General features: G+C 38.7%; 20 protein-coding genes. 12 read left to right on the top strand and 8 right to left on the bottom strand.

Annotation, left to right across the window (positions count from 1 at the left end; all coding sequences use genetic code 11):
• Positions 1-224: 224 nt before the first annotated feature.
• On the bottom strand, positions 225-3,548 hold the full coding sequence (locus I6F47_RS11845; RefSeq protein WP_197183913.1) for a hypothetical protein: 3,324 nt from the start codon (positions 3,546-3,548) through the stop codon (positions 225-227).
• A gap of 194 nt (positions 3,549-3,742) precedes the next feature.
• Here I6F47_RS11845 and I6F47_RS11840 point away from each other — a divergent pair, with 194 nt between their 5' ends.
• Complete coding sequence (locus I6F47_RS11840; RefSeq protein ID WP_024590095.1) at positions 3,743-5,077, top strand: dicarboxylate/amino acid:cation symporter; 1,335 nt, start codon at positions 3,743-3,745, stop codon at positions 5,075-5,077.
• A gap of 98 nt (positions 5,078-5,175) precedes the next feature.
• Here the strand turns inward: I6F47_RS11840 and sohB are convergent, their stop codons facing one another.
• Together sohB and I6F47_RS11830 are read right to left on the bottom strand one after the other, a co-directional pair.
• Positions 5,176-6,192, bottom strand: coding sequence for a protease SohB (sohB, locus tag I6F47_RS11835; protein WP_165721510.1), 1,017 nt, complete (start codon positions 6,190-6,192; stop codon positions 5,176-5,178).
• Positions 6,193-6,292: 100 nt separating this feature from the next.
• Positions 6,293-8,722 (bottom strand): VolA/Pla-1 family phospholipase, encoded by a 2,430-nt coding sequence (locus I6F47_RS11830; protein WP_197183912.1) that lies wholly within the window; start codon positions 8,720-8,722, stop codon positions 6,293-6,295.
• Between the two features lie 206 nt (positions 8,723-8,928).
• On the opposite strand from I6F47_RS11830, the gene I6F47_RS11825 reads away from it, so the two are divergent.
• Complete coding sequence (locus tag I6F47_RS11825) at positions 8,929-9,675, top strand: YciK family oxidoreductase (RefSeq protein WP_165721508.1); 747 nt, start codon at positions 8,929-8,931, stop codon at positions 9,673-9,675.
• Between the two features lie 81 nt (positions 9,676-9,756).
• On the opposite strand, the gene rluB is transcribed toward I6F47_RS11825, so the two are convergent.
• The 4 genes from rluB to I6F47_RS11805 form a co-directional block, all read right to left on the bottom strand.
• Positions 9,757-10,629 carry a 23S rRNA pseudouridine(2605) synthase RluB gene (gene rluB / locus I6F47_RS11820; protein ID WP_007582584.1) on the bottom strand — a complete coding sequence of 291 codons (873 nt, stop codon included), beginning with the start codon at positions 10,627-10,629 and terminating at the stop codon, positions 9,757-9,759.
• Positions 10,626-11,216, bottom strand: a complete 591-nt coding sequence (gene scpB / locus I6F47_RS11815; protein WP_197183911.1) for an SMC-Scp complex subunit ScpB — start codon at positions 11,214-11,216, stop codon at positions 10,626-10,628. The genes rluB and scpB overlap by 4 nt, the downstream gene beginning before the upstream one ends.
• A gap of 151 nt (positions 11,217-11,367) precedes the next feature.
• Positions 11,368-11,889 carry an EF-hand domain-containing protein gene (locus I6F47_RS11810; RefSeq protein ID WP_165721507.1) on the bottom strand — a complete coding sequence of 174 codons (522 nt, stop codon included), beginning with the start codon at positions 11,887-11,889 and terminating at the stop codon, positions 11,368-11,370.
• Between the two features lie 226 nt (positions 11,890-12,115).
• Positions 12,116-12,547 carry a hypothetical protein gene (locus I6F47_RS11805; protein ID WP_007582577.1) on the bottom strand — a complete coding sequence of 144 codons (432 nt, stop codon included), beginning with the start codon at positions 12,545-12,547 and terminating at the stop codon, positions 12,116-12,118.
• A gap of 240 nt (positions 12,548-12,787) precedes the next feature.
• On the opposite strand from I6F47_RS11805, the gene xthA reads away from it, so the two are divergent.
• From xthA to I6F47_RS11790, 3 genes are read left to right on the top strand one after another with little or no spacing between them, the layout of a single operon-like run.
• Complete coding sequence (gene xthA / locus I6F47_RS11800) at positions 12,788-13,594, top strand: exodeoxyribonuclease III (RefSeq protein WP_165721506.1); 807 nt, start codon at positions 12,788-12,790, stop codon at positions 13,592-13,594.
• Positions 13,595-13,599: 5 nt separating this feature from the next.
• Positions 13,600-14,247, top strand: coding sequence for an energy-coupling factor ABC transporter permease (locus I6F47_RS11795; protein ID WP_165721505.1), 648 nt, complete (start codon positions 13,600-13,602; stop codon positions 14,245-14,247).
• Positions 14,244-15,059, top strand: coding sequence for a putative RNA methyltransferase (locus I6F47_RS11790; RefSeq protein WP_165721504.1), 816 nt, complete (start codon positions 14,244-14,246; stop codon positions 15,057-15,059). Before I6F47_RS11795 ends, I6F47_RS11790 begins: the two co-directional genes overlap by 4 nt.
• Here I6F47_RS11790 and yfbV read toward each other — a convergent pair.
• Positions 15,056-15,502 (bottom strand): terminus macrodomain insulation protein YfbV, encoded by a 447-nt coding sequence (gene yfbV / locus I6F47_RS11785; protein WP_007582569.1) that lies wholly within the window; start codon positions 15,500-15,502, stop codon positions 15,056-15,058. The genes I6F47_RS11790 and yfbV overlap by 4 nt on opposite strands.
• A gap of 284 nt (positions 15,503-15,786) precedes the next feature.
• Between yfbV and I6F47_RS11780 the strand changes: the two genes are divergently transcribed.
• The 7 genes from I6F47_RS11780 (at position 15,787) to I6F47_RS11750 (ending at position 22,441) form a co-directional block, all read left to right on the top strand.
• Positions 15,787-17,001 (top strand): acetate kinase, encoded by a 1,215-nt coding sequence (locus I6F47_RS11780; protein ID WP_165721503.1) that lies wholly within the window; start codon positions 15,787-15,789, stop codon positions 16,999-17,001.
• Position 17,002: 1 nt separating this feature from the next.
• Positions 17,003-19,162 (top strand): phosphate acetyltransferase, encoded by a 2,160-nt coding sequence (gene pta, locus I6F47_RS11775; RefSeq protein WP_165721502.1) that lies wholly within the window; start codon positions 17,003-17,005, stop codon positions 19,160-19,162.
• 226 nt (positions 19,163-19,388) lie between these two features.
• On the top strand, positions 19,389-19,775 hold the full coding sequence (locus I6F47_RS11770) for an ACT domain-containing protein (RefSeq protein WP_007582563.1): 387 nt from the start codon (positions 19,389-19,391) through the stop codon (positions 19,773-19,775).
• Positions 19,776-19,778: 3 nt separating this feature from the next.
• Complete coding sequence (locus I6F47_RS11765) at positions 19,779-20,276, top strand: PTS glucose transporter subunit IIA (RefSeq protein WP_007582561.1); 498 nt, start codon at positions 19,779-19,781, stop codon at positions 20,274-20,276.
• A 4-nt stretch (positions 20,277-20,280) separates the two neighbouring features.
• Entirely contained in the window at positions 20,281-20,625 is a 345-nt protein-coding gene (locus tag I6F47_RS11760; protein ID WP_024592532.1) for an ArsC family reductase, read from the top strand.
• Positions 20,625-21,755, top strand: coding sequence for a succinyl-diaminopimelate desuccinylase (dapE, locus tag I6F47_RS11755; protein ID WP_197183910.1), 1,131 nt, complete (start codon positions 20,625-20,627; stop codon positions 21,753-21,755). Before I6F47_RS11760 ends, dapE begins: the two co-directional genes overlap by 1 nt.
• Entirely contained in the window at positions 21,755-22,441 is a 687-nt protein-coding gene (locus tag I6F47_RS11750) for a M15 family metallopeptidase (RefSeq protein ID WP_197183909.1), read from the top strand. Before dapE ends, I6F47_RS11750 begins: the two co-directional genes overlap by 1 nt.
• The last annotated feature ends 16 nt before the right edge of the window (positions 22,442-22,457 follow it).

The following is a 22,457-nucleotide window of genomic DNA, read 5'->3' as shown; positions in this document are numbered from 1 at the left end:
TGAAAATGTGTTTTGCCGACATAAGCGGCGCGAATATTTATAGGTATATCTACAAACACTAGTTGTTACAAGCTTTTAATACAAACTTTTCAGTATTTACTGAATAAACGAACAATTTTTGTCGTTAAATTAAACAAACTAGTGTTTTTAGATTAATTGATGTGGAATATATAGAACAGAAACAAAAATGCCAACCTAAAGGTTGGCATTTTTAAAATAAAGCCTTATTTACTATCGTAAATTTCGATTCCTTTGGAGACTGTTTTAGTGCCACCAGCCTGAGTAGTAAACTCAAATGTTATTGAAAGTACACCGTCAAATTTATCATTACCATCCGCTTCACGAGAAATACGAACATCTGAATACATTGGTTTATCCGTATTCGTACTTGGAATAATAGCGTTATTTTCGATAATAGATAAGTCGCCATTTGTAGAGGCTATAGATACAGTTGTACCCGCTGGTAGTGGATTACCAAACTCATCTGTGTAGTGAATACGAACTGTAATACCAGATAAGCCAACTTCCAATAGTTGAGGATCAGTTTCATCTGGATCCGTTTCATCATATTCAGGGTTATCTGCAAAAACATTTGATAAATCAACTGCTGATATATCACAACGCTCAGATACATCGGATGGCTCAAGTACTGCTGTAACTGAAACAGAGCAATCTGCTGGTACATAAACAGGATACGGTGCATCAAGAATATCCGTTGTTTTCAACACAGAAAAACGAACATATGGATTATCTCCAGACATAACCAATTCAATTTGTTTACGCACTTCAATTAGCTCACGAGAACACTCACCTGCATTTTCAGCAGCTTCGCTACATAATAAGCCATTATATTTACCATCAGCAAAGTCATAAATACCGTCATTATCTAGGTCTCGCCATGTTTCATTATGACCACCTCGTGAAATTAACTCAGAACATTCATCCGTAGACGGGTCATAATTTGAAGCATCTGCATCACTACAGTTTGCTTTATCGAAGGCAGCATTTTCATTGTGATCTATAAATGCTTCAGGTAAATCGTAACTAGTATAATATTCACCAATATCAAACAAGCCATTGGTGCGTTTAACATCATCAGTGGTTTGCTCATCTACAAAGTTCTCTTGTCCTTTAGTGACAGCGAGAACACTTACACGCCCTCCCATAACAACGCCATCAGCATTATTTTTAGCGCGTGTAATACCATTTATACAAGGAGCTGCAATACCAAAATATGGGTCACAATTTATAATACCTGTTTTTGGATTAATACCTTCAGTAGTTGTTGCGTCCCCGTCAATATCGCCAATTCGGTTACCCCATTTGTAATCATAAAATGGACGGTCTCCTTGAGAGCGCCAGGTTACAACACAAGTAGCATCGTCAGTTTTACAAGTAACTTCATTGCTAGATGAGCCAATGACACCAGCTTCAGCTAAAATAGTTGCCTCTACACCGTCACCGTTATAATTATTAAATTGGTCACCAAAATATACCGTAATATCATTTAAAACACCGTTATAATTAAGTGAGTTAGTATTGAACGTATTTGGGCTTGCATCAAAACTGTTTTGGTCTGTTACGCCCGAAGCCAGTGTTAATTGAGCCGATACAGAACTTATCTGCTCGCTTAATGGTACTAAAGTAAGTGTTCCGTCTGGACAAATTTCATTGCTTGGTTCTGATGTACACAGTTCTACATCATCAACCCAACACGTTAAATCATCACCTTCAGGTAAATTATTAACATCTTCTTTAGAAATAAAACACGCTTTTACCACTAATGGACCAGGCACTATGCCAGATTCAACCGTTGTCTGAACAAAGCCTTCATTATTTGTATCACTTGTTCTAAGTGACAGTTTAGCTGCGCCCACTGAATCTGTTAACTTGAAATCAATACGTTGCTGCGTAGATGCAAGACCATCCGCATCTATTAGCTTAAATCTAACGATCGATTGAGTCGGGGCGCCGCCTTCACCTGGAGGTAATGCAATAAATGTTTCACTGACATCAACAAACTGTATTGATTGTACCGCTGATGTTTCCACAGGAATAATCGTAGTAGCAGTAAAGTTTTTACCGCCTGTCTCAACCGTGATATTAATATCATCGTCAATACTACAACCTGTAGCTCGGTATGTTGATGTTGCGATACCACTTGATGATTTTACTGATGCATCAATTACTGAGTCGCCGCTAATTACACACGTTGAGCTGAATTCAACATCTGTTGGAGTTAAGTATAAATTACCATCTTCATCTAAAAGTGTTACTTCAATAACGGTACTACCACCTGCTTTTAGAGGAATAACATTTCCTGAAGAATCTTTATTTAGCCCGTTATCAACCTCTAGGGTTAAATCAGCAATACCTACAGCAAAATTAGTTGAATTACTTTCACCTACAGACGTTACAGTAACAGTACCTGCGCCACCAGTATTACCAGGTTGCAACTTTAGTAAAGCAATACCAAAGTTATCGGTAAGGGCTGTCCCAGATGAAGGGAGAACAGAACCTAAATTTGTTGAAATATTAACAAGCGAATTTTTACTACCTTCACCACTTTGCTCATCAATGACTTCAACAAATAATTCACCTAGTTCTGATGAAGAGATAGTATTAGCTACCGTACAACCCGATGCTGTTTGTGTAGGGTCAAGTTTTACGCTAGAACGATTATCGTCCCAGCCTGCGTTACAGCCTGTTAAGAGCTTTACTGATATAGAGAATTGTGCCAAATCAACTGGTGCAGAATCACCTGATGAATAAAATACAGCTGTATTACTCACTTCTGTTGAGTTCGTAGGATTATAAGTTGCAACAACTTGACCTGCGCCTTTAAAACTACCACTAGAGAGAGTTACTTTTGCTTCACCCGCTGAGTTTGTAATTGCAGTACCTAAGTCAGGCGTTATTTTACCTGTGAAGTTTGTAGTAAAAGTAACAAGCTGCTCGCTAAGTGCAACTCCATCATTTTTTAAAGTCGCTGTAACCGTGCCTAAGTTGTCAGTTGTAACCGGGTTTGTATCTGAATACTTAGCACCATTTTCATCGACAATATTTACTGTTAGAGTTGTTGACCCACTAACACCCGTATCATCACCCTGCCCACCGCTTGATTGAAAAGCAAAGGTACTTGAGTAAGATTCGCCATCGACTGTATAGGTAGCGGTTACTTCTCCAGCACCGGCTTGAGCACCGGCTGTAAGTTCAACCGTTGCAATACCATCGTTTTGAGTTAATGCACTTGATGGAGACAGTTCACCAATCTCATCTTCTAATGTAAACGTAATGCGCTTACCCGCAACAATTACACCGTCTTGAGTAAGAATTGCGCGTAAATCTAAAGAGGAGGTAGCGGTAACAGAATTTGACTCTGTTGCGTCTGTTTGAGAATACCCCTTTAATGAAACCGAGTATGTAGCAGCCTCTGTAGTGGAATCACCATCACTTATAGAGCCGTCTTTTTCAAGTGACCCACCGCCACCACAGGCTGTGAGTAAAAAACTTAGCAATGAAATGCCGAGCAGTCGCATTAAAGGCATGAACCTCTCCCTAGCGTTGTTATTATAATTAAAATTAATTTACACTTAATATTAACCTATAACTTAGTCTAAAATCACAGTTTTTTATTACTTTTTTGTGCAAAATATTTTTAAATAAATACTAACTTTTTCTGTAGTAAATATTTCCTTGCTGGTAGTCTATGGCAAATTTATAAAAATGTAGATCAGGAAATATGTCAAAAATCCGTTCAATGAGTTTAACCACTCGCATCATGATTGGTATGGCGCTTGGGGTTGCAGTAGGTTTTATATTTCAGGCTATATTAGCTGGTGAAGACGATTATCTAATACCACTTGGGTTATTCTCTTTGCCAATTAAAGCCTTTTTTGTTGATGGTATTTTCCATGTGGGTGGTCAAATATTTATTGCCAGCTTGAAAATGTTAGTTGTGCCTCTTGTTTTTGTATCGCTTGTTTGTGGTACCTGTAGCTTAAGCGACCCTAAAAAACTAGGCCGATTAGGTGGTAAATCTATTGGTTTATATTTATTAACTACAGCTATTGCTATAACAGTGGCGATTACACTTGCCTTATTATTTAGCCCGGGTGAAGGTATAAGCTTGCCATCTAATGCAACCTACGATGCTAAAGAAGCACCTACTCTTGCACGTGTAATTATAGACATGTTTCCTACAAATCCTTTTGAAGCAATGGCCAAAGGCAATATGCTTCAAGTTATTGTGTTTGCACTTTTATTTGGTGTAGCAATGGCATTAAGTGGTAAAGCAGGAAAACGCGTTGCTACCGTATTTGAAGATTTAAACACTGTGATTTTAAAACTAGTTACGCTTTTAATGAATATTGCCCCTTATGGCGTGTTCTTTTTAATGGCAAAACTGTTTACAACAATTGAGCTTAACTTAATTGTGAGCTTAGCGAAGTACTTTGGCGTTGTAGTGCTTGCACTGTTATTACATGCTTTTGTAAACTACACATTGCTTTTAAAAATATTAACGGGCTTAAACCCGCTTATTTTCTTAGCAAAAATGAAGCACACATGCTTATTTGCATTTAGTACCTCGAGCTCAAGCGCAACTATGCCTATTACACTTGAAACTGCTACTAAAAAGTTAGGTGCTAATAACTCGGTTGCCTCATTTACTATCCCACTGGGTGCTACCATTAACATGGATGGCACTGCCATCATGCAAGGTGTGGCTACCGTGTTCATTGCACAAGTGTTTAGTGTCGATTTGACAATATCTGATTACCTAATGGTTATATTAACAGCAACACTTGCCTCTGTAGGTACAGCAGGCGTACCTGGTGTTGGTTTAATAATGCTGGCAATGGTACTTAACCAAGTTGGCTTACCTGTAGAAGGGATTGCAATTATTATCGGTGTAGATAGATTACTTGATATGACACGTACAGCAGTTAATGTAACCGGCGATTGTATGGTTACCTGTGTTGTTGCCAAGTCTGAAGGTGAGCTAGATGAGAGCATCTTTAACGACCCTAATGCAGCTAAAGACTTAGAAGATTATCATAAATCTATTGATTCATAAGCTACATTTATATAGCTATAAAAAAACCTTGATGCAATCCATCAAGGTTTTTTTTTCGAGTAAAAATAATTAAACTGAATCCTGAAAAAGATTCTAATCTAAGGATTTAACGACTTAAACTTAGAAAGTAAGTTTATTCCCACTTTATTTACACCACTACTCAAGCCAAGAGCTAGCTTATCGCTCAACCCTTTTTTAACTTTGTATTTAATCTTATAAATTTGGCGCTCATGTTGCTGCTCTAGCAATGCATCATCACTTGTTTTTATAACATCTACCAAGCCTTTATCAATTGCTTGAGTTGCAAACCAATGCTCACCTGTCGCAACTAAGTTTATATCTAAGCTTGGACGTTGAGTGCTTACAAACGTTTTAAATAAACCATGTGTTTGTTCAATTTCTTCACGAAATTTTTCACGGGCCTTATCTGTGTTTTCACCAAATAAAGTAAGTGTGCGTTTAAATTCACCTGCTGTTATTTGCTCAAATTCAACATCATTTTTCTTTAATATTTTATTAAAGTTAGGTATTTGAGCTATCACACCAATAGATCCAACTATTGCAAAAGGCGCTGCAAGTATCTCGTCCGCGACACACGCCATCATGTAACCACCACTTGCTGCCACTTTATCAATTGCAACACTCAGAGGAATACCCGCACTTTTAATACGCTGTAACTGAGATGCAGCAAGTCCGTAGCCATGTACAACACCGCCACCACTTTCTAAACGAATAAGTACTTTGTCTTTACTTGTATCGGCAATAGAGATAATAGCCGTTATTTCTTCTCGTAAGCTTTCTACTTCATGAGCGTCCATACTACCCACAAAGTCAATTACATATAAACGAGGTTTAGGCTCATCTTTATCTGCTCTTTTACTCTTTGATTTAAGTTGTTTTTGATGCGCTTTAAGCTCTTTTTTACCCAACGTATTTTGTAAAAAACTTTCTTTAAGTTCAACTAGCTGCTCTGATATATCGTCAATTTGTATTTCACCTTTTTTGGCCTTTGGCTTAACTGCAGCGCCAACTATTAGCATTAAAATAACTGCTATAGCGATAACAAAAGTAACTGTTTTAGCAAAAAACAAACCGTATTCGTATAAAAATTCCAACTGGTTTCTCCATTTATAAATTTTAGCTAATTTAGCATGCTTTAAAGCAAAAAAAAGCCACTTTTCAGTGGCTTTTAAAGGTTAATTATTTTACTGGTTATTAATCAGTCACAACCTCAGGGTTGGAGACTAATAACATCCGTCCGCGAGCAGCTAAGTAAGTAGCTACTTGCAACTGCATTTCTGCATTAGCGGCAGCACTGCCTTCAACAGTTGCAGCCTGTGCAGCATCTTGAGCTGGTGTTAATATAGAACCATGATGCCCTTTAGTAAATTTAACTAAGTAGCTTGCTGGTGTTTCACTCAATGCTTGCGAAGAACTTACTGTCTCAAGACCCATCAAGTTAGCTAATGGAATTGTGCCAGAAATAGGATTATTAGCTGCCATTGGTGGTATCACTTGGTCAGGCTTGTTATCAACACCATCACCCACAACAACATTAGTATAAACAGGAGTACCTAATGCTTTCACAGTGGCTGCGTAGTTAGTTGGGTCGCCACTATCTAGCGCTGTTTGCGCCGCAAAAGCAAACTGTGTAAATACACCTTGAATGTTAGTAAGTTTAGTCGTTTCACCCGCAGTGGTAAGTGATGCAATATATTCGTTGTAGCCACACGTCAAGTAAGCTTCCATGTCTGGTATTAATGAGCCACAGTTAGAAACTGCATCTCCTTGTAAATATGCAGTAAATTCATCAGCTTCTGTTGTACCCGCTTGTGAAAGTACTGAACCTTGAATAAATGGACCAAACGCAGCAGATTCAAGTAAGAAGCTTGCTATACCGCCACCACCACTTGCAAGCGCTACCGTGTTTACATTAAATAGCGGATCAAGCGTTTCTGCCATTGGCGTATTAGCTTGAGCAATAAATGCTGGAGCAACAATAGAACCTAGCGAATGCCCAATGTAGGTAACGTCTTTACTATTAATAGTTGTATCGTTAATAAAGTTTAAGCCTAAACGAAGGCCTAATAAATCAGCAGCCGATTGGCGTAAGCTATCACGTGCAACAAGTAATGAACTTAAGTTCATGTAACTAAGCACAGAACCCGTTGTTGCATTAAAGTCGTCTGTTCCATCACCATCAACATCTATTCCGCGCTCACCATGTCTTGGATGGTCAATAGCAACCGTTGCAAAGCCTTGAATAGAAAGCTGCGCAGTTAAAGCAAGCATACTTTCTTTTTGTGTTGTAATACCGTGCTGCATAATCACAACAGGCCATCCACCTTCAGGCATTGCGATAGGATCTAATTGTAACTGTGCACGGACACCATTAATTATCGGTAAAATAGGTTTAGTAACTTGCACTGGCACATTTGCCATGCTTTGTACTTTTGGAATTGAGTTGTATTTTGTTAAATGACGTGTGCTGTCTAGTCCTAAGTCACGTAATTGTCCGTCACTTAATGCAGAACATAAACCATCATTTTCACTAATAGGATTTGTCGGAAATGCATCGCCTGCAACGGCCTTATAACCAATTATTGCCACCGCGTTATCACACATACCTTGCCAATATGTATCACTTAAATCACTAATATCAGTACCCGTTGGCGTACCTAAATACATCGGTAACATAATGCTACCTTTTTGATATTGCACACCAGAGAAAGCAGCAGAGACTTCTACACCCTGAGAAGCAAATACTTGTTGTACATTTACCATAGGCTGTTCAGGAACTTGAAGCGCAGGAGTTGGTAACGCAGGCTGTTGCAAGCTTGCAGCTAGTAACTTTTTAATTGTCCCAAGTACAGGGCCTGCTGATTGAATAGTCATCGCACTAGAAAAAATAATATCTTCTTTTGCGATATCTCCTGAACTTACAACTACATTTTCGTAACTGTTAACAGCACCCTGCAAACCAAGTTGAGCTTCTGTAATTAATGGCGCTTCTTGTTTAACCAGCCCATAAGTAGAAGAAGGCTCAATAGAGCGCCCTATTGAATCTTTAAGACCAGTAGTTAATACATTGATGTATGAGCTACCTGCGGTAAATGGTTTTAAAGGAATAATTGCAACGCCATCACCTGAAGCTTGAGTAACAAAGTCAACACCAAAAGTAAGCTCACCGACCAATTTACAAGCAGTACCGGCAGCTACAACTGAACATTCTGCATCAGTTAAACTTGCACCCATTACAACTTCAAAAATTCTTACTGTACCAGGGGTCCCAGCAGACGCTTCATCTAAACTCACATTTGGTGGGAATGTTAAATCGATTTTATAAGGAACCTGCGAAGACCAACCATCAAGTGCACCTAGTGCAAGTTGAGGGTTTGCATAAGCTGCGCGCGAAATAGACACATTGTTGTCATCTAATTCACCAGGAATATTAAGTGTACCGTCTTGAGTTCCACTCATTAATAAATCATTAGGTACCGATAAGATACCTGCTGCTGGATCAAATGTAACTGTTGCTGTTGGGATAACTGGTGCTGTGTCGTTTTTGACATCTGTTAACGTTTCTCCACCGCCACAACCTGCTAAAGCAGCTGTAACCGAGAGTGAAAGTAGCATTTTTTTCATATTGTTGGCTCCGCACGTATTTTATTTTTATAGTGTGTTTAATCAGTGTATTAAGTTAAAACAATGTAATCAGGTTATTAATGAGACATTAGACCAGTTAAACTTAACGTAAAGTTTCTATTTTCGCCACCTAATTTTACAATAAATTCGATTACTTCACGTTTCGCTATGTTAAAATCAAAAAAATTATATGAATTGGTACTTTTATGCACACATATCAAGCAGCTGAAAACGCACTTAAAGATAAAGTTATTTTAATAACAGGCGCCGGTGATGGTATTGGCCGAGTTGCAGCAATTACGTATGCAAAATTCGGCGCTACAGTTATCTTGTTAGGAAAAACAACTAATAAACTTGAATGTGTTTACGATGAAATTGTTAATGCTGGCTACCCTAAACCTGCAATAGTCCCTATGGATTTAAAAGGCGCAACGAAGCAAAACTACCGTGACCTTGCTGCAACAATCGAATATCAGTTTGGACGCCTTGACGGGTTGCTTAATAATGCAGGTATTTTAGGGTCACTCGGTCCGCTTGAACATTTTTGCTCATCTACGTTCGAAAACATAATGAAAGTAAACGTGACTGCACAAGCAATGATCACTAAAGCACTTTTTCCTGTTCTTCGTAAGTCTGATAATGCATCGATAGTATTTACGTCATCAGGTGTAGGCCGCAAAGGTCGTGAATTTTGGGGGCCTTATGCCATCTCAAAATTTGCAGTAGAAGGTATGATGCAAACATGGGCATGTGAAGTAGGTAAAACGAATATTCGTGTAAACTGTATTAACCCAGGCGCTACTCGCACTTCAATGCGAGCTGCTGCATATCCAGGTGAAGATAGAGACGCACTTGCTACACCAGAGGATTTAATGCCTACATATTTATATCTAATGAGTGACGATTCTAGTGAAGTGAATGGCGAATCGTTAGATGCTCAAGTAAAAAAGTAATTTAGAGTTTAAATAATTTAAACAGCACATTAAAAAAGCCGCAATTAGCGGCTTTTTTGTGTTCAATAAATAATTAATTGATTATTTACGTTTAGTCGGCTTAACACGCTGATTGTGTTTTTTAACTGCTTTACGAATTTGGTTGATTTTGGCGCGTTTATCTTTGCGTTTTTCAGGCATAACAGAAAGCTTAGTTTGTGTTTCGCGGCCTAATTTAACGGTTTTACGCAAGTAGTTTACTGTTTCTAAATCATACTCCATCCAACCACCTTGTGGCACGCGCTTATCAAGCTCTAATTTACCGTAACGAATACGAATAAGACGAGATACTTCCGCATCTTGAGACTGCCATAAACGACGAACTTCACGGTTACGCCCTTCATTTAACGTTACGTTAAACCAACGGTTAACGCCTTCGCCACCCATAGGGGTTACAGTCGTGAATTTGGCTGGACCATCTTCAAGTTCAACACCACGTAGTAAGTTTTTAACCGTCTCGTTGGTTACTTCACCAAATACACGTGCAGAGTATTCACGCTCTACTTCATAGCTTGGGTGCATTAAACGGTTTGCCAGTTCACCATCGTTTGTAAAAAGCATTAAACCCGATGTATTAACGTCTAATCGACCAACCGCAATCCAGCGATCGCCATCAATACGAGGAAGTCGGTCAAATACAGTACGACGCCCTTCAGGATCTTTACGTGTGCTTAACTCACCTTCTGGTTTGTTATACATAATCACACGACAGATTCGGTCTGCTTTTTCTTCGATTTTTACACTGTGTCCGTCAACACGAATCAAATCGGTTTCTTCAACACGGTCACCTAACTTTGCCACTTTACCGTTTACACTAACGCGGTTTGCGTCAATGTATTTTTCCATTTCACGGCGTGAGCCTACGCCTGCACGGGCTAAGACTTTTTGTAACTTTTCACCTTGTATAATACTCATTCGGATGGTTCTCTCACAGAAGGATCGCTCAATAACTGGTTAATTTTACTTTCCTGCTCTGTTGGCAACGCAGGTAAATTTTCAAGTCCAGTTAACGAAAAATAATCTAAAAATTGCTTAGTAGTTGCATATAAAGCCGGCTTTCCCGGAACCTCTTTATGCCCTACCACTTTAACCCACTCTCTTTCGAGTAAGGTTTTAATAATATTCGAACCCGTAGTAACACCTCTTACTTGCTCAATTTCGCCGCGTGTAATGGGCTGCCTGTATGCAATAAGTGATAATGTTTCCAGTAAAGCACGCGAGTATTTTGGTGCGCGTTCTTGCCACAAGTTATTTAACCAAGGGCTTAAACTACTGCATGCCTGAAACCGATACCCACTACCCACTTCAACTAAGCGAATACCACGAGTTTGAAAATGTTCTTGTATTGTATCTATTGCGTCATTTATTCGCGTCATAGAAATAGCTAAATCTATTAATACGATGTCTTTAAGGTGGCGTTTACTAACAGGCTTATCTGCAACAAAAATAGCTGCTTCAATGATCTCAACTAGTTGTTCATCACTAATTCGCCGACCCGCCATACACACTCTTAACAAATAAAAATACACAGCCATCTATTATGACAGAACAACACCAAACTAGGAAAATATATCTATCAAATAACTAAATTTAAAACACAAAAAAGCCAGTGACTAGCACTGGCTTTAATCTTACTTATTAAAATGGTAACTATTAGTTACTTTTAAAAGCTTCTAATGCATCATCTTCAGCTACTGCGTTACCGTATTTTTTAATGTAACCCATAAACTCGCTTTTACTGATGCGCTTATCTTGGTTTTTATCCATGTAACCAAAATGATTTGAAATATCATCATCGTTACCTTCAACTACCGAGATATAGCCATTGCTGTCGTTATCTAGACTTGCAAAGCTGCTTTCAATTTTATCGAATTTAGCAATTTCAGCTTTAAATGCCGACTCACTTACTTCAGAATCAGTGGCTACTTTGCCATTATTAAGCTTCATATAAGTGTTAAATTCTTTGCGGCTAATTTCGTTATCCATATTGGTATCAATATTTGAAAAATGGCCCCAAATGCTATCGTCATCAGCTTCAACTTTTGAGATGTAGCCATCGCTATCATTATCTAAACTTGCAAAGTCACTGTCTATTCTTTCAAGACCTTGATTAGATGAACAAGCCGCTAGGCTTAATGATGCTAAAATAGTGGCTGCTAATGTTAACTTTTTCATAAGACGTATCCTTCGTAATTAATTAAATGTCACTTTAACTAATACAAATCCAATGCCAATAATAGTTAACTTATAATAATCAATAACTTAACCTCGACCGGTATATTTATTAAACAGTTTCAATAAGTTAAGCTTGCAAGCTTTGCAAACAACCTTGTAATTTTTGCAAAAAAATACCCGGTAGAAACCAGGCATTTCAAATTTACTTATATAGTTAAGCTAATAATTAGATTGCTGCGTTTTGGTAGCGCTTAACAAACTCAGTAACGTTTTGACCATTACATTTTAATGAGTTTAGGTTACCAATTTTTTGACGAACAGGTGCTAAACCTTGTTTTAAAGCCGTCATACATAATTGAGTTTCTTGTTGAGCGTCTTTTGCAAATACTTCTACTTTCTCAACTGATGCGTTGCTTAATGTCGTTTTTTTAGCAATATCACGAATATCTTCACCATTACATAAAATGCTTTTAGAAAAACGAGATAGGTAAACACCGTGCTGGGCAGCTTCTTTACGAGCAACGCTAAAGCCTTCGTTTGCACTTAGTACACATAACTTAGACTCAATTTTGTTATCTTGGCTAAAGTAAGTATTGCTTTGAGCTGACGCAGTTGCAGATGCTAGTAAAGCAGTGGCTAAAAGTAGTTGAGTTTTCATGAGAGTTCCTATTTGAACGAGCTAAACAAGTGAATTTCGCGCATTATATATTCAATAAAGTTAAGTTCAATTGAATTTTTTATTTATTTAAATAATTAATATTGTATTCACAATGTTTAAACTTTACCCATCATTTGATCAACATTTGCGCAGCTATTATCTCAATTCAGTCATGTTATGTACGCGTATTTACTGATACAATTTAATCTATTAAATAGAACCAATTTTAAGGTAAATTTTATGAAAGTGATTTCTTTCAATATCAATGGTCTGCGTGCTCGTCTTCACCAATTACAAGCAATTATCGACAAACATCAACCAGACGTTATTGGCTTGCAAGAGATTAAAGTTCACGACGAAGCATTCCCATTAGAAGATGTACAAAAAATGGGATATCACGTCTACTTTCATGGTCAAAAAGCGCATTATGGCGTAGCTATGTTATGCAAAAAAGAGCCTAAATCGGTCTTAAAAGGTTTTGACACCGATACAGATGAATCGCAAAAACGCATGATAAGCGTCACTGTTGAACAAGAAAACGGTCGCGACCTTACTGTCATGAATGGCTATTTCCCACAAGGTGATAATATTAATCACGAAACTAAATTCCCTTATAAACGTCAATTTTATAAAGATTTAATGATACACCTTGAAACCAATCACACACCCGATCAAGACGTCATCGTTATGGGTGATATCAACATATCACCTACCGATTTAGATATTGGTATTGGCGAAGTAAATGCTAAACGTTGGTTAAAAACGGGTAAATGTTCTTTCCAACCGGTAGAGCGTGAATGGCTTGCAACATTACTCAATTGGGGTTTTAAAGACACCTTTAGAGAGCAAAACCCCGAAACAGACGATCAATACTCATGGTTTGACTATCGCTCTAAAGGGTTTGTAGATAATCGAGGACTTCGTATAGATGTAGTGCTTGCAACCAATGAGCTTGCAGCACGCTGCATAGATACAGGTATTGATTACGAACTTCGCGGTATTGAAAAACCGTCAGATCATGCCCCTATATGGTCAACATTTAAGTAATTATTATGCTCAGCCTAACAATGCAGGGGCTACTTTGGGCTCTTGTAATTATTATTGTTCTATTAAGCTTTGATAAAAAAACATATAAAACATTGCTTAATACGCCAGTCCGTCAAACTGGCGTACTTGCGTGTGCGTTAGTGTTTGCAGTGCTTTGGCGAATAAAGGCTGGCATTTTAACTGGCCTTGATTTACACATCCTAGGTGTTACGGCTGCTACATTAATTTTAGGCTGGCGGTTGACTATTTTAAGTAGCCTACTTGCCACAGCCCTACTCGCTGCCTTTGGTCAAATTGAACTTGAGCTGTTACCAGTACAACTGCTTATTGGTGCGTTTATTCCTATTTTATTGAGCTATCTTGGCTTTATAATTAGTTACCAATATTTACCTCGTCATTTTTTTGTTTATATATTTGTTTGTGCGTTTATAACCGCAGGATTTATAGCCTGTATAAAAATAGGCCTAGGTGCTTTATTTTACTTAGCTATAGGGCAATACAATTGGCAAGAACTTGCAGATAACTACGTTTATTTAAGTGCCATAATTTGGTTTCCTGAAGCAATGCTCAACGGCATGGCTATAACAATTATGATCACCTATCGCCCGCATTGGGTAAAAACTTTTTACGATAAGGACTACCTAGGCTCATGAGTCTTGAATATCAATGCCCGCTTTGTAACCTAGCACTTTTGAAAACTGATTCAACACTTCGTTGTGCTAACAACCACAGCTTTGATTTTGCTAAAGAAGGCTATGTTAATTTATTGCCTGTGCAACAGAAAAATTCAAAACAACCGGGTGATTCACTTGAAATGGTACAAGCCAGACGTGCATTTTTAGAGCGTGGATACTACCGCTTTTTACAACAAAATCTTAGCGATTTAGTCGGTCGAATAAGTGCGAATACTATTATTGATTTAGGATGCGGTGAAGGGTTTTATACCCAAGCAATCGCGAATAAAACAAATGCTGTTGTATACGGTGTCGACATTTCAAAATCAGCGGTTAAATATGCAGCAAAGCGCTACCCTAATTGCCATTTTAGTGTGGCATCAATCAGCCAAGCCCCCTTTAAAAGCCAATTTGCTGATGTACTTGTTAGCGTATTTGCACCTTTATTTGAGCAAGAGCTTGAACGCCTAGCAAATCAAAACGCAACATTAGTGGTTGCAAGCCCAGGACCTTGTCATTTAAAAGAGCTAAAATCGTATATATATTCAGAAGTAAACGAACATACTGAAATAGCCACTCCAAAAGGGTTTCAAAAATCAGAGCAGATCCTTTTAACAGAGCATGTAGCGCTTAGCTTTACTGATATTAAAAACTTAATAATGATGACGCCATTTGCATGGAAATTTAGACCCGAGCACTGGACAGCACTCGAAGAAAAAGGTGAACACACTGTCACCTTATCATTTTATATTACTCAGTTTACCAAAATAGATAATGATGTAACTCTCTAAAACTGCTCTTTAGTAAACGCCCTGTCCATTTTATCAAACATATCTTTAAGTAAATTGGCAAGCTCCATATAACGGGGCTTGTTTTCACTTAACTGCGTTTGATATCCATTAGCTGCCATTTTAGTGTACAGCTCGTTATACCATTTTTGCATCGCAGGCTCTAAAGGCGTTTGCGCCCGCTTACCCAACCAAAATAGGCCTTGTAATGGTAAAGATATAAAAAATAATGCACTTGCAATGGCTTGCGGTAAAAAATCAGAACCCAAGTAATTTAGCTGAAAAAACAATGTTAGCATGGCTAAGATTGGCATTACTGTAATGGCAAGCTCAGTCGCTCTAATTACTCTAAACTCTAAAAACAAAGGCGCAAGCTCTTTGCGCATTGGCCATTTTTTACCATACAAACGGCCAGTTTGTAATTGTGACATCACACTTTTTTGCATCATGACTCCTCACAGATACTGCTTTTAAATACAATGGAAAAACGAGCTATACTCAAAGTGTAACACAAAATGAAAGAGTTACACTTTCTCAGTAAAACAGCTTAAATTTACCTTTTAATGGCGAACAATCCTAACTTAAACATCTTAATTAAGGTAAAGTAATTAACATTGCGTTAACCACTTTGCAATTGAACATTCAATTGTTTTAGCTTTATTTAATACCGTAAGTGTAACGATTACGTATTAACGTTTACTTACTAAATTTGTTTATGGAAATTGAATCTATGCCAACAACCCCTCCTGAATCACAACACGTTTTAGTTTTAAATTGTGGTAGCTCTAGCTTAAAGTTTGCCATTATTGATGCGAACGATGGTCACGAAATCATTTCAGGTCTTGCTGAACGCTTAGGCGACAAATCGCCCTCTATTAAATACAAATTTAATGGTACTAAAACAGTTATCGACTTAGCGGCTAATCAAGCACATGCTGAGGCTATAAATACGCTTGTAAGCTTAATAAAAGATCACAACTTAGACGAGCAACTTATCGCAGTGGGCCATCGTGTTGTACATGGCGGCGAGCACTTTACGCAATCGGTATTGATTGACGAAAAAGTAATTGCAGGCATTACACAGTCTGCAACGCTTGCGCCGCTTCATGGGCACGCTAATTTACTAGGTATTTCATCGGCGCAGGCATCGTTTGAAGGTTTGCCACAAGTCGCGGTGTTTGATACTGCATTCCACCAAACTATGAATGAAGTTGCCTTTCTTTACGCTCTTCCATATAAGTTGTACACCGAGTTTGGTGTTAGGCGTTATGGTTTTCACGGCACAAGTCATTTTTATGTTGCAGGGCAAACAGCAAAGCTGCTAAAGCAACCTATCGAGCAAAGCAATTTTATTAGTGCCCACTTAGGTAACGGCTGTTCTGTATGCGCTATTAAAAATGGTAAGAGTGTTGATACCAGCATGGGACTAACGCCTCTAGAGGGGCTGATAATGGGCACACGTAGCGGCGATATTGACCCTGGTTTATTTAACTTTTTAACCACTCAACTTGATTACACAGCCCAGCAAATTGATAACCTACTAAATCAAAAAAGTGGCTTGTTAGGTATTAGCGAGCTTTCTAACGATTGCCGTACCATTGAAGAAGCCGCTTTGGCCGGGAATAAAAAAGCGATACTCGCAATTGAAATGTTTTGCTACCGACTTTCAAAACAAATCGCGGCGTATATGGTGCCATTACAGCGCCTTGATGCTGTTATATTTACTGGTGGTATTGGTGAAAACTCAGATATTATTCGTGAAAAAGTAATTACACAACTTGCCTTTTTAGGCATTAATTGTAATCCGCAAGCCAACCTCAATGCGCGCTTTGGTCAAGAAGGCGTTATTAGCTGTAAAAATTCACACGTCAAAGCAGTAGTAATGCCAACTAATGAAGAATGGGTTATTGCCCTTGATGCTGCAAATATTGTAAAGGAGCTTTAATATGGCACGTCGTATTATGTTAATTCCTGTTTCTACCGGTGTGGGTTTAACGTCGGTATCAGTTGGTTTAGTGCGTGCACTTGAACAAAAAACAGTTAAAGTTAACTTTTTTAAACCAATAGCTCAGCCACGTTCAGGTGAAACAGGCCCTGAAAAATCAACGCAAATAGTCACTCAAGGCTCACCTATTAACCCACCAATGCCTTTTGCACTTGATTATGCTGAGCAAATGATTGGCGACGGTAAAGGTGATGACCTACTAGAGGAAATTGTTGAACGCTTTGAAAGTAAAATAAACGACGACGAAGTCGCTATTATTGAAGGTATGGTACCTACTCGTCGTCAACCTTATGCTGGGCGTGTAAACCGCGAAATTGCGCAAACACTCGGCGCCGAAATTGTATTTGTACTTACCCCAGGTAATTACACCATTACTCAAATAGAAGACCGCCTTGAAATTGCAGCAGGTAACTATGGTGGTATCGATCACCCTCGCGTACTGGGCTGTATTTTTAATAAAGTAAATGCGCCACTTGATGAAGAAGGTCGTGCACGCGCCGATTTAGTCGATGCCTATAAACCTGAAGAGCTTGAAAACGAGTTAAATCGTTTAGCATCCCTACCTATTTTTAAAAAAAATCCGTTTATGTTACTTGGTGCAATCCCGTGGGATTTTGACTTAGTAGCGCCGCGCGTAAAAGACTTAAGCGCATACTTAAAAGCCACGATTATTAACGAAGGCGATATGCTTCATCGTCGTCTGCGCCGTATTACTTTTTGTGCTCGTACGGTTTCAAATATTTTAAATTATTTTACGCCAGGCGCTTTATTAGTAACACCGGGCGATCGCTCTGACATACTTGTTGCTGCGTGCTTATCTGCTATGAACGGCACTAAACTTGGCGCTATATTACTCACCGGTGGTTTTGAGCCAGAGCCACGTATTATGGCCTTGTGTGAGCAAGCCATGCAAACCGGCTTACCAATACTCGCAACCGATGCAGACACGTGGCGTACATCATTACTACTGCATAACTTTAATATGGAAGTACCAAATGATGATGACCAACGTATCGAAAAAGTAAAAGATCACAACGCAGAGCATATCAATTCAAGCTGGCTAGATACTCTAGCTAAAAGTGTGGGTAAAACTCGTAAGTTATCACCACCCGCATTTCGTTACTTACTTACCACTAAAGCGCGTAAAGCAGGTAAAACCGTGGTTCTACCAGAAGGTAATGAACCTCGTACAATTAAAGCGGCTGCTATTTGTGGTCAACGCGGAATTGCTAAAACTATATTACTAGGCGATCGCGAAGAAATAATGCGTATTGCACAGCAGCAAGGTATTGAGCTAAACGAACATGTAAGTATTATCGAGCCTCAAAGCATTATTAATGATTATATTGCGCCTATGGTCGAAATTCGTAAAAGCAAAGGCCTAACTGCCGTAGTAGCACAAGAGCAACTACAAGATAACGTCGTACTGGGTACAATGATGCTTGAGCAAGGTAAAGTAGACGGTTTAGTATCGGGTGCAGTAAACACTACGGCAAATACAATTCGCCCACCACTGCAATTGATTAAAACAGCACCAGGGTCATCACTAGTATCATCTGTATTTTTTATGCTACTGCCTGACCAAGTGTTAGTTTACGGTGACTGTGCGATTAACCCAGACCCTAATGCTGAACAACTTGCAGACATAGCGATTCAATCTGCCGACTCTGCAGCTGCATTTGGCATAGAGCCGCGTGTTGCCATGATCAGCTACAGCACGGGCACTTCTGGTACAGGTGCCGATGTTGAAAAAGTACGTGAAGCCACAAAAATTGCAAAACAAAAACGTCCTGATCTAATTATCGACGGCCCACTACAATACGATGCCGCTATAATGGAAAACGTAGCACTTAAAAAAGCACCTAACAGCCCTGTAGCCGGTAAAGCGACCGTATTTATATTCCCAGATTTAAATACGGGTAATACCACGTATAAAGCAGTACAACGTAGTGCCGACTTGATAAGTATTGGCCCTATGCTGCAAGGTATGCGTAAACCTGTAAACGATTTAAGCCGTGGTGCATTAGTTGATGATATTGTGTATACAATCGCCTTAACTGCCATTCAGGCAGCTCAAACAGAAGCGCTAATTACTCATTAAACGTAACGTGTGCTTTTTATAGCCTAGCTATTATTTATTTAATAATTAACTAGTTAGGTTATTTATACCCTGCAACCCCCATACTTATCCACAGAAATTGTGGGTAAGTTTTTACTCCCTTCTTTTATCTACTTATTTACTGCTGAGTTAGTCGTTGTTACACCTTTAATTTAAAGCCAATAATCTATACTATAAAGCTATCAATATTGCTGTTCGCAGGCTTTTAATGTCAAAACAAACATTACAATTACACAGCACCATTTTATCTATACACAGTTTAGATGTAGATGCCGACATACCTGCGGCACTTTTAAAGCAATCTTTGTTTTTTATTTCTAAAACCCATGATGAACTTTCAATTGTATGCCCAAGCGATTTTGAAGTAAAAAGCCTGGATACCGAACCCGACTGGCAAGCTTTAGAGGTTGTAGGTCCACTTGGCTTTTCGTTAACCGGAATTATGGCTAATATTTCAGGGGTATTAGCGCGCGCTAAAATTTCTATCTTTTCAATCTCAACCTACGATACTGATTATATTCTCATAAAAAAACACACTGCAGAAAATGCTATTTCCGCTTTAAAAAAAGAGGGTTATAACGTGGTGGTAAATTAACTTATGAAAGCTCAAAAAATTGACTATTTAGCTCAAAATAAAACGCCTCTTAATGCAATAAATATTACCAGCCCATTTACAGGTAAAGTAATTGAACTGAAAGAGCACCCAGAACCTTTTTTTCGTTTTGGCACTCTGGGCCCTGGTATTATGGTGCAACTAACAAGTCATAAAATTTTAGCACCGTTTGATGGAACTTTATTACAAGTAAAAAATGCAGGTACTGAGTTTATTCTACAAGCTAATAATGGTCTAAAAGTCTTGATTAACTTAACTATTTTTGATTCGCAATCAATTACGCATACCCATATTGCGCAACTCAATGGTAGCAAAATATGCAAAGGTCAACGCCTTGCTTATTTTGATTTACGAGAACTTGATACTCCAATGCTTGCTAGTTTAATTTTACTAAACGGCCATAACCTTGGCACATTTCATTACTCGCATTCGCATGTAAATGCGGGTGAAGACACACTATTAACTATTATTAAGAAGAACTAGATTTATGATCACTCTATACGGCATTAGCAACTGCGATACGATAAAAAAAGCTAAAAAACATTTAACTGATAACAACATCGAATTTACGTTTCATGACTACCGCAAAGATGGCGTAAATGAGCAAATGGTGAGTGAATTTGCAGACAAGCTCGATTGGGAACAACTCGTTAATAAACGTGGAACAACTTATCGCGCATTAACTGATGAGCAAAAACAAAGTCTAACTAAAGAAAGTGCTATCCCATTGTTGGTTGAACAACCTGCCATGATCAAACGTCCAGTACTGGTAAACAATGGCAGTTACCATTTAGGTTTTAAAGCAGCCCAATACGACGAGATTTTTAAATAATGACTAATGACGTAATTCAACTCGCCCAAGCGCTAATCCAACGTGAATCGGTAACGCCCGAAGATGCTGGCTGCCAACAAATGATGAACGATCGCCTTGCTGCGGTTGGTTTTAATATAGAATCATTATTTTTTACCGACACACTTAATACTTGGGCTAGAAAAGGCACACAATCGCCGCACTTTTGTTTTGCTGGTCACACCGACGTTGTACCAACAGGCCCTGAAAAAAATTGGCAACACCTGCCGTTTTCAGGATTAATAAAAGATGGCCTACTGCACGGGCGTGGCGCTGCCGATATGAAAGGCTCATTAGCCGCAATGCTTGTAGCAACCGAACGTTTTGTTACTAAACATCCAGATCATAAAGGCTCGATTTCTTTTTTAATCACTTCTGACGAAGAAGGACCGTTTGTAAACGGGACTACTCGCGTAATTGATACGCTAGAGGCACGCGGTGAAAAAATTGATATGTGTCTTGTAGGCGAGCCCTCATCACGCGATGTACTCGGTGATGTGGTTAAAAATGGTCGCAGAGGTTCACTTACCGCTTTTTTAACCGTTAAGGGTATACAAGGTCATGTGGCCTACCCGCATTTAGCAAAAAACCCAATTCACTTAGCGACGCCAGCACTTACTGAACTTAGCCAAACGGTGTGGGATAACGGCAACGAATACTTCCCCGCCACCAGCTTTCAAATTTCTAATATTAATGGTGGCACGGGGGCGGGTAATGTTATTCCGGGTGAGCTCGAAGTACAGTTTAACTTTAGATTTAGCACGCAAGTAACGTATGAGCAATTACAGCAACGTGTAAATGACATTCTACAAAAGCATGACTTAAATTATGAATTAAGCTGGATAGTAAATGGCTTACCTTTTATTACCGAGCACGGCCCGCTTGTTGATGCCACAGTTAAAGCGATTAAATCAGTAACCGGTTTAACCACGAATCTAGAAACCACGGGTGGTACATCTGACGGTCGCTTTATTGCTCAAACTGGCGCTAAAGTAATTGAACTTGGTCCACGTAACGCCACTATTCATAAAGTGGATGAATGCGTAAGTACCGATGATTTAATTGCCCTTACCGACATTTACGAGCAAATATTAGAGCAACTTTTAACATAATGGATGTCACTCAACCCACATCAGTACAGTGTATTACAGGTCAAAGTGATACACATTTAACTGATATACAAAATCATCGCTTGCACAGCGCTATTATTAGCGATTTTTTATCGCTGCAAAGTGCAGCACAAAAAGCGGGATTTGAGCTTACTATTGCCTCAAGTTTTCGCGACTTTAATCGTCAATCAATTATTTGGAATAATAAGTTTTTAGGTATTCGACCTGTTTTTAATAAACAACAAAAGGTTGTAGATTTAACTAAATTAAATGATGTAGATAAATGCATAGCAATAATGCTCTTCTCTGCACTACCTGGGGCAAGCAGGCACCATTTAGGCACCGATTTAGACGTGTTTGATAAAGCTGCAGTAAGTGATGATTATAAACTACAGCTAACACCTGATGAATACCTGCAAGGTGGGCCGTTTGCGCCTTTAAGTAATTGGCTTGATACTCACTTGGTTAAATTTGGTTTTTATCGCCCTTACCAACATGATTTAGGCGGCGTCGCACCTGAGCTTTGGCATATAAGCCATATCAAGCAATCACAATTGTTAGTGAATACGCTTAGCGAGCAAGTACTTTTTGAATGCATAAAAAATAGTGAACTACAGGGTAAGCAGGCAATACTTGATAACTTACCTGCTATTTATAAACGCTTTGTAACAAACGTGAGTCCACCATAAAAGAAGGTTAACTTAA

The organism is Pseudoalteromonas sp. NZS37, assembly GCF_015864265.1.
Classification (GTDB): domain Bacteria; phylum Pseudomonadota; class Gammaproteobacteria; order Enterobacterales; family Alteromonadaceae; genus Pseudoalteromonas; species Pseudoalteromonas arctica.
The sequence above is the reverse complement of the archived record's forward strand: the minus strand, read 5'-3'. Positions and strand labels throughout refer to the sequence as shown.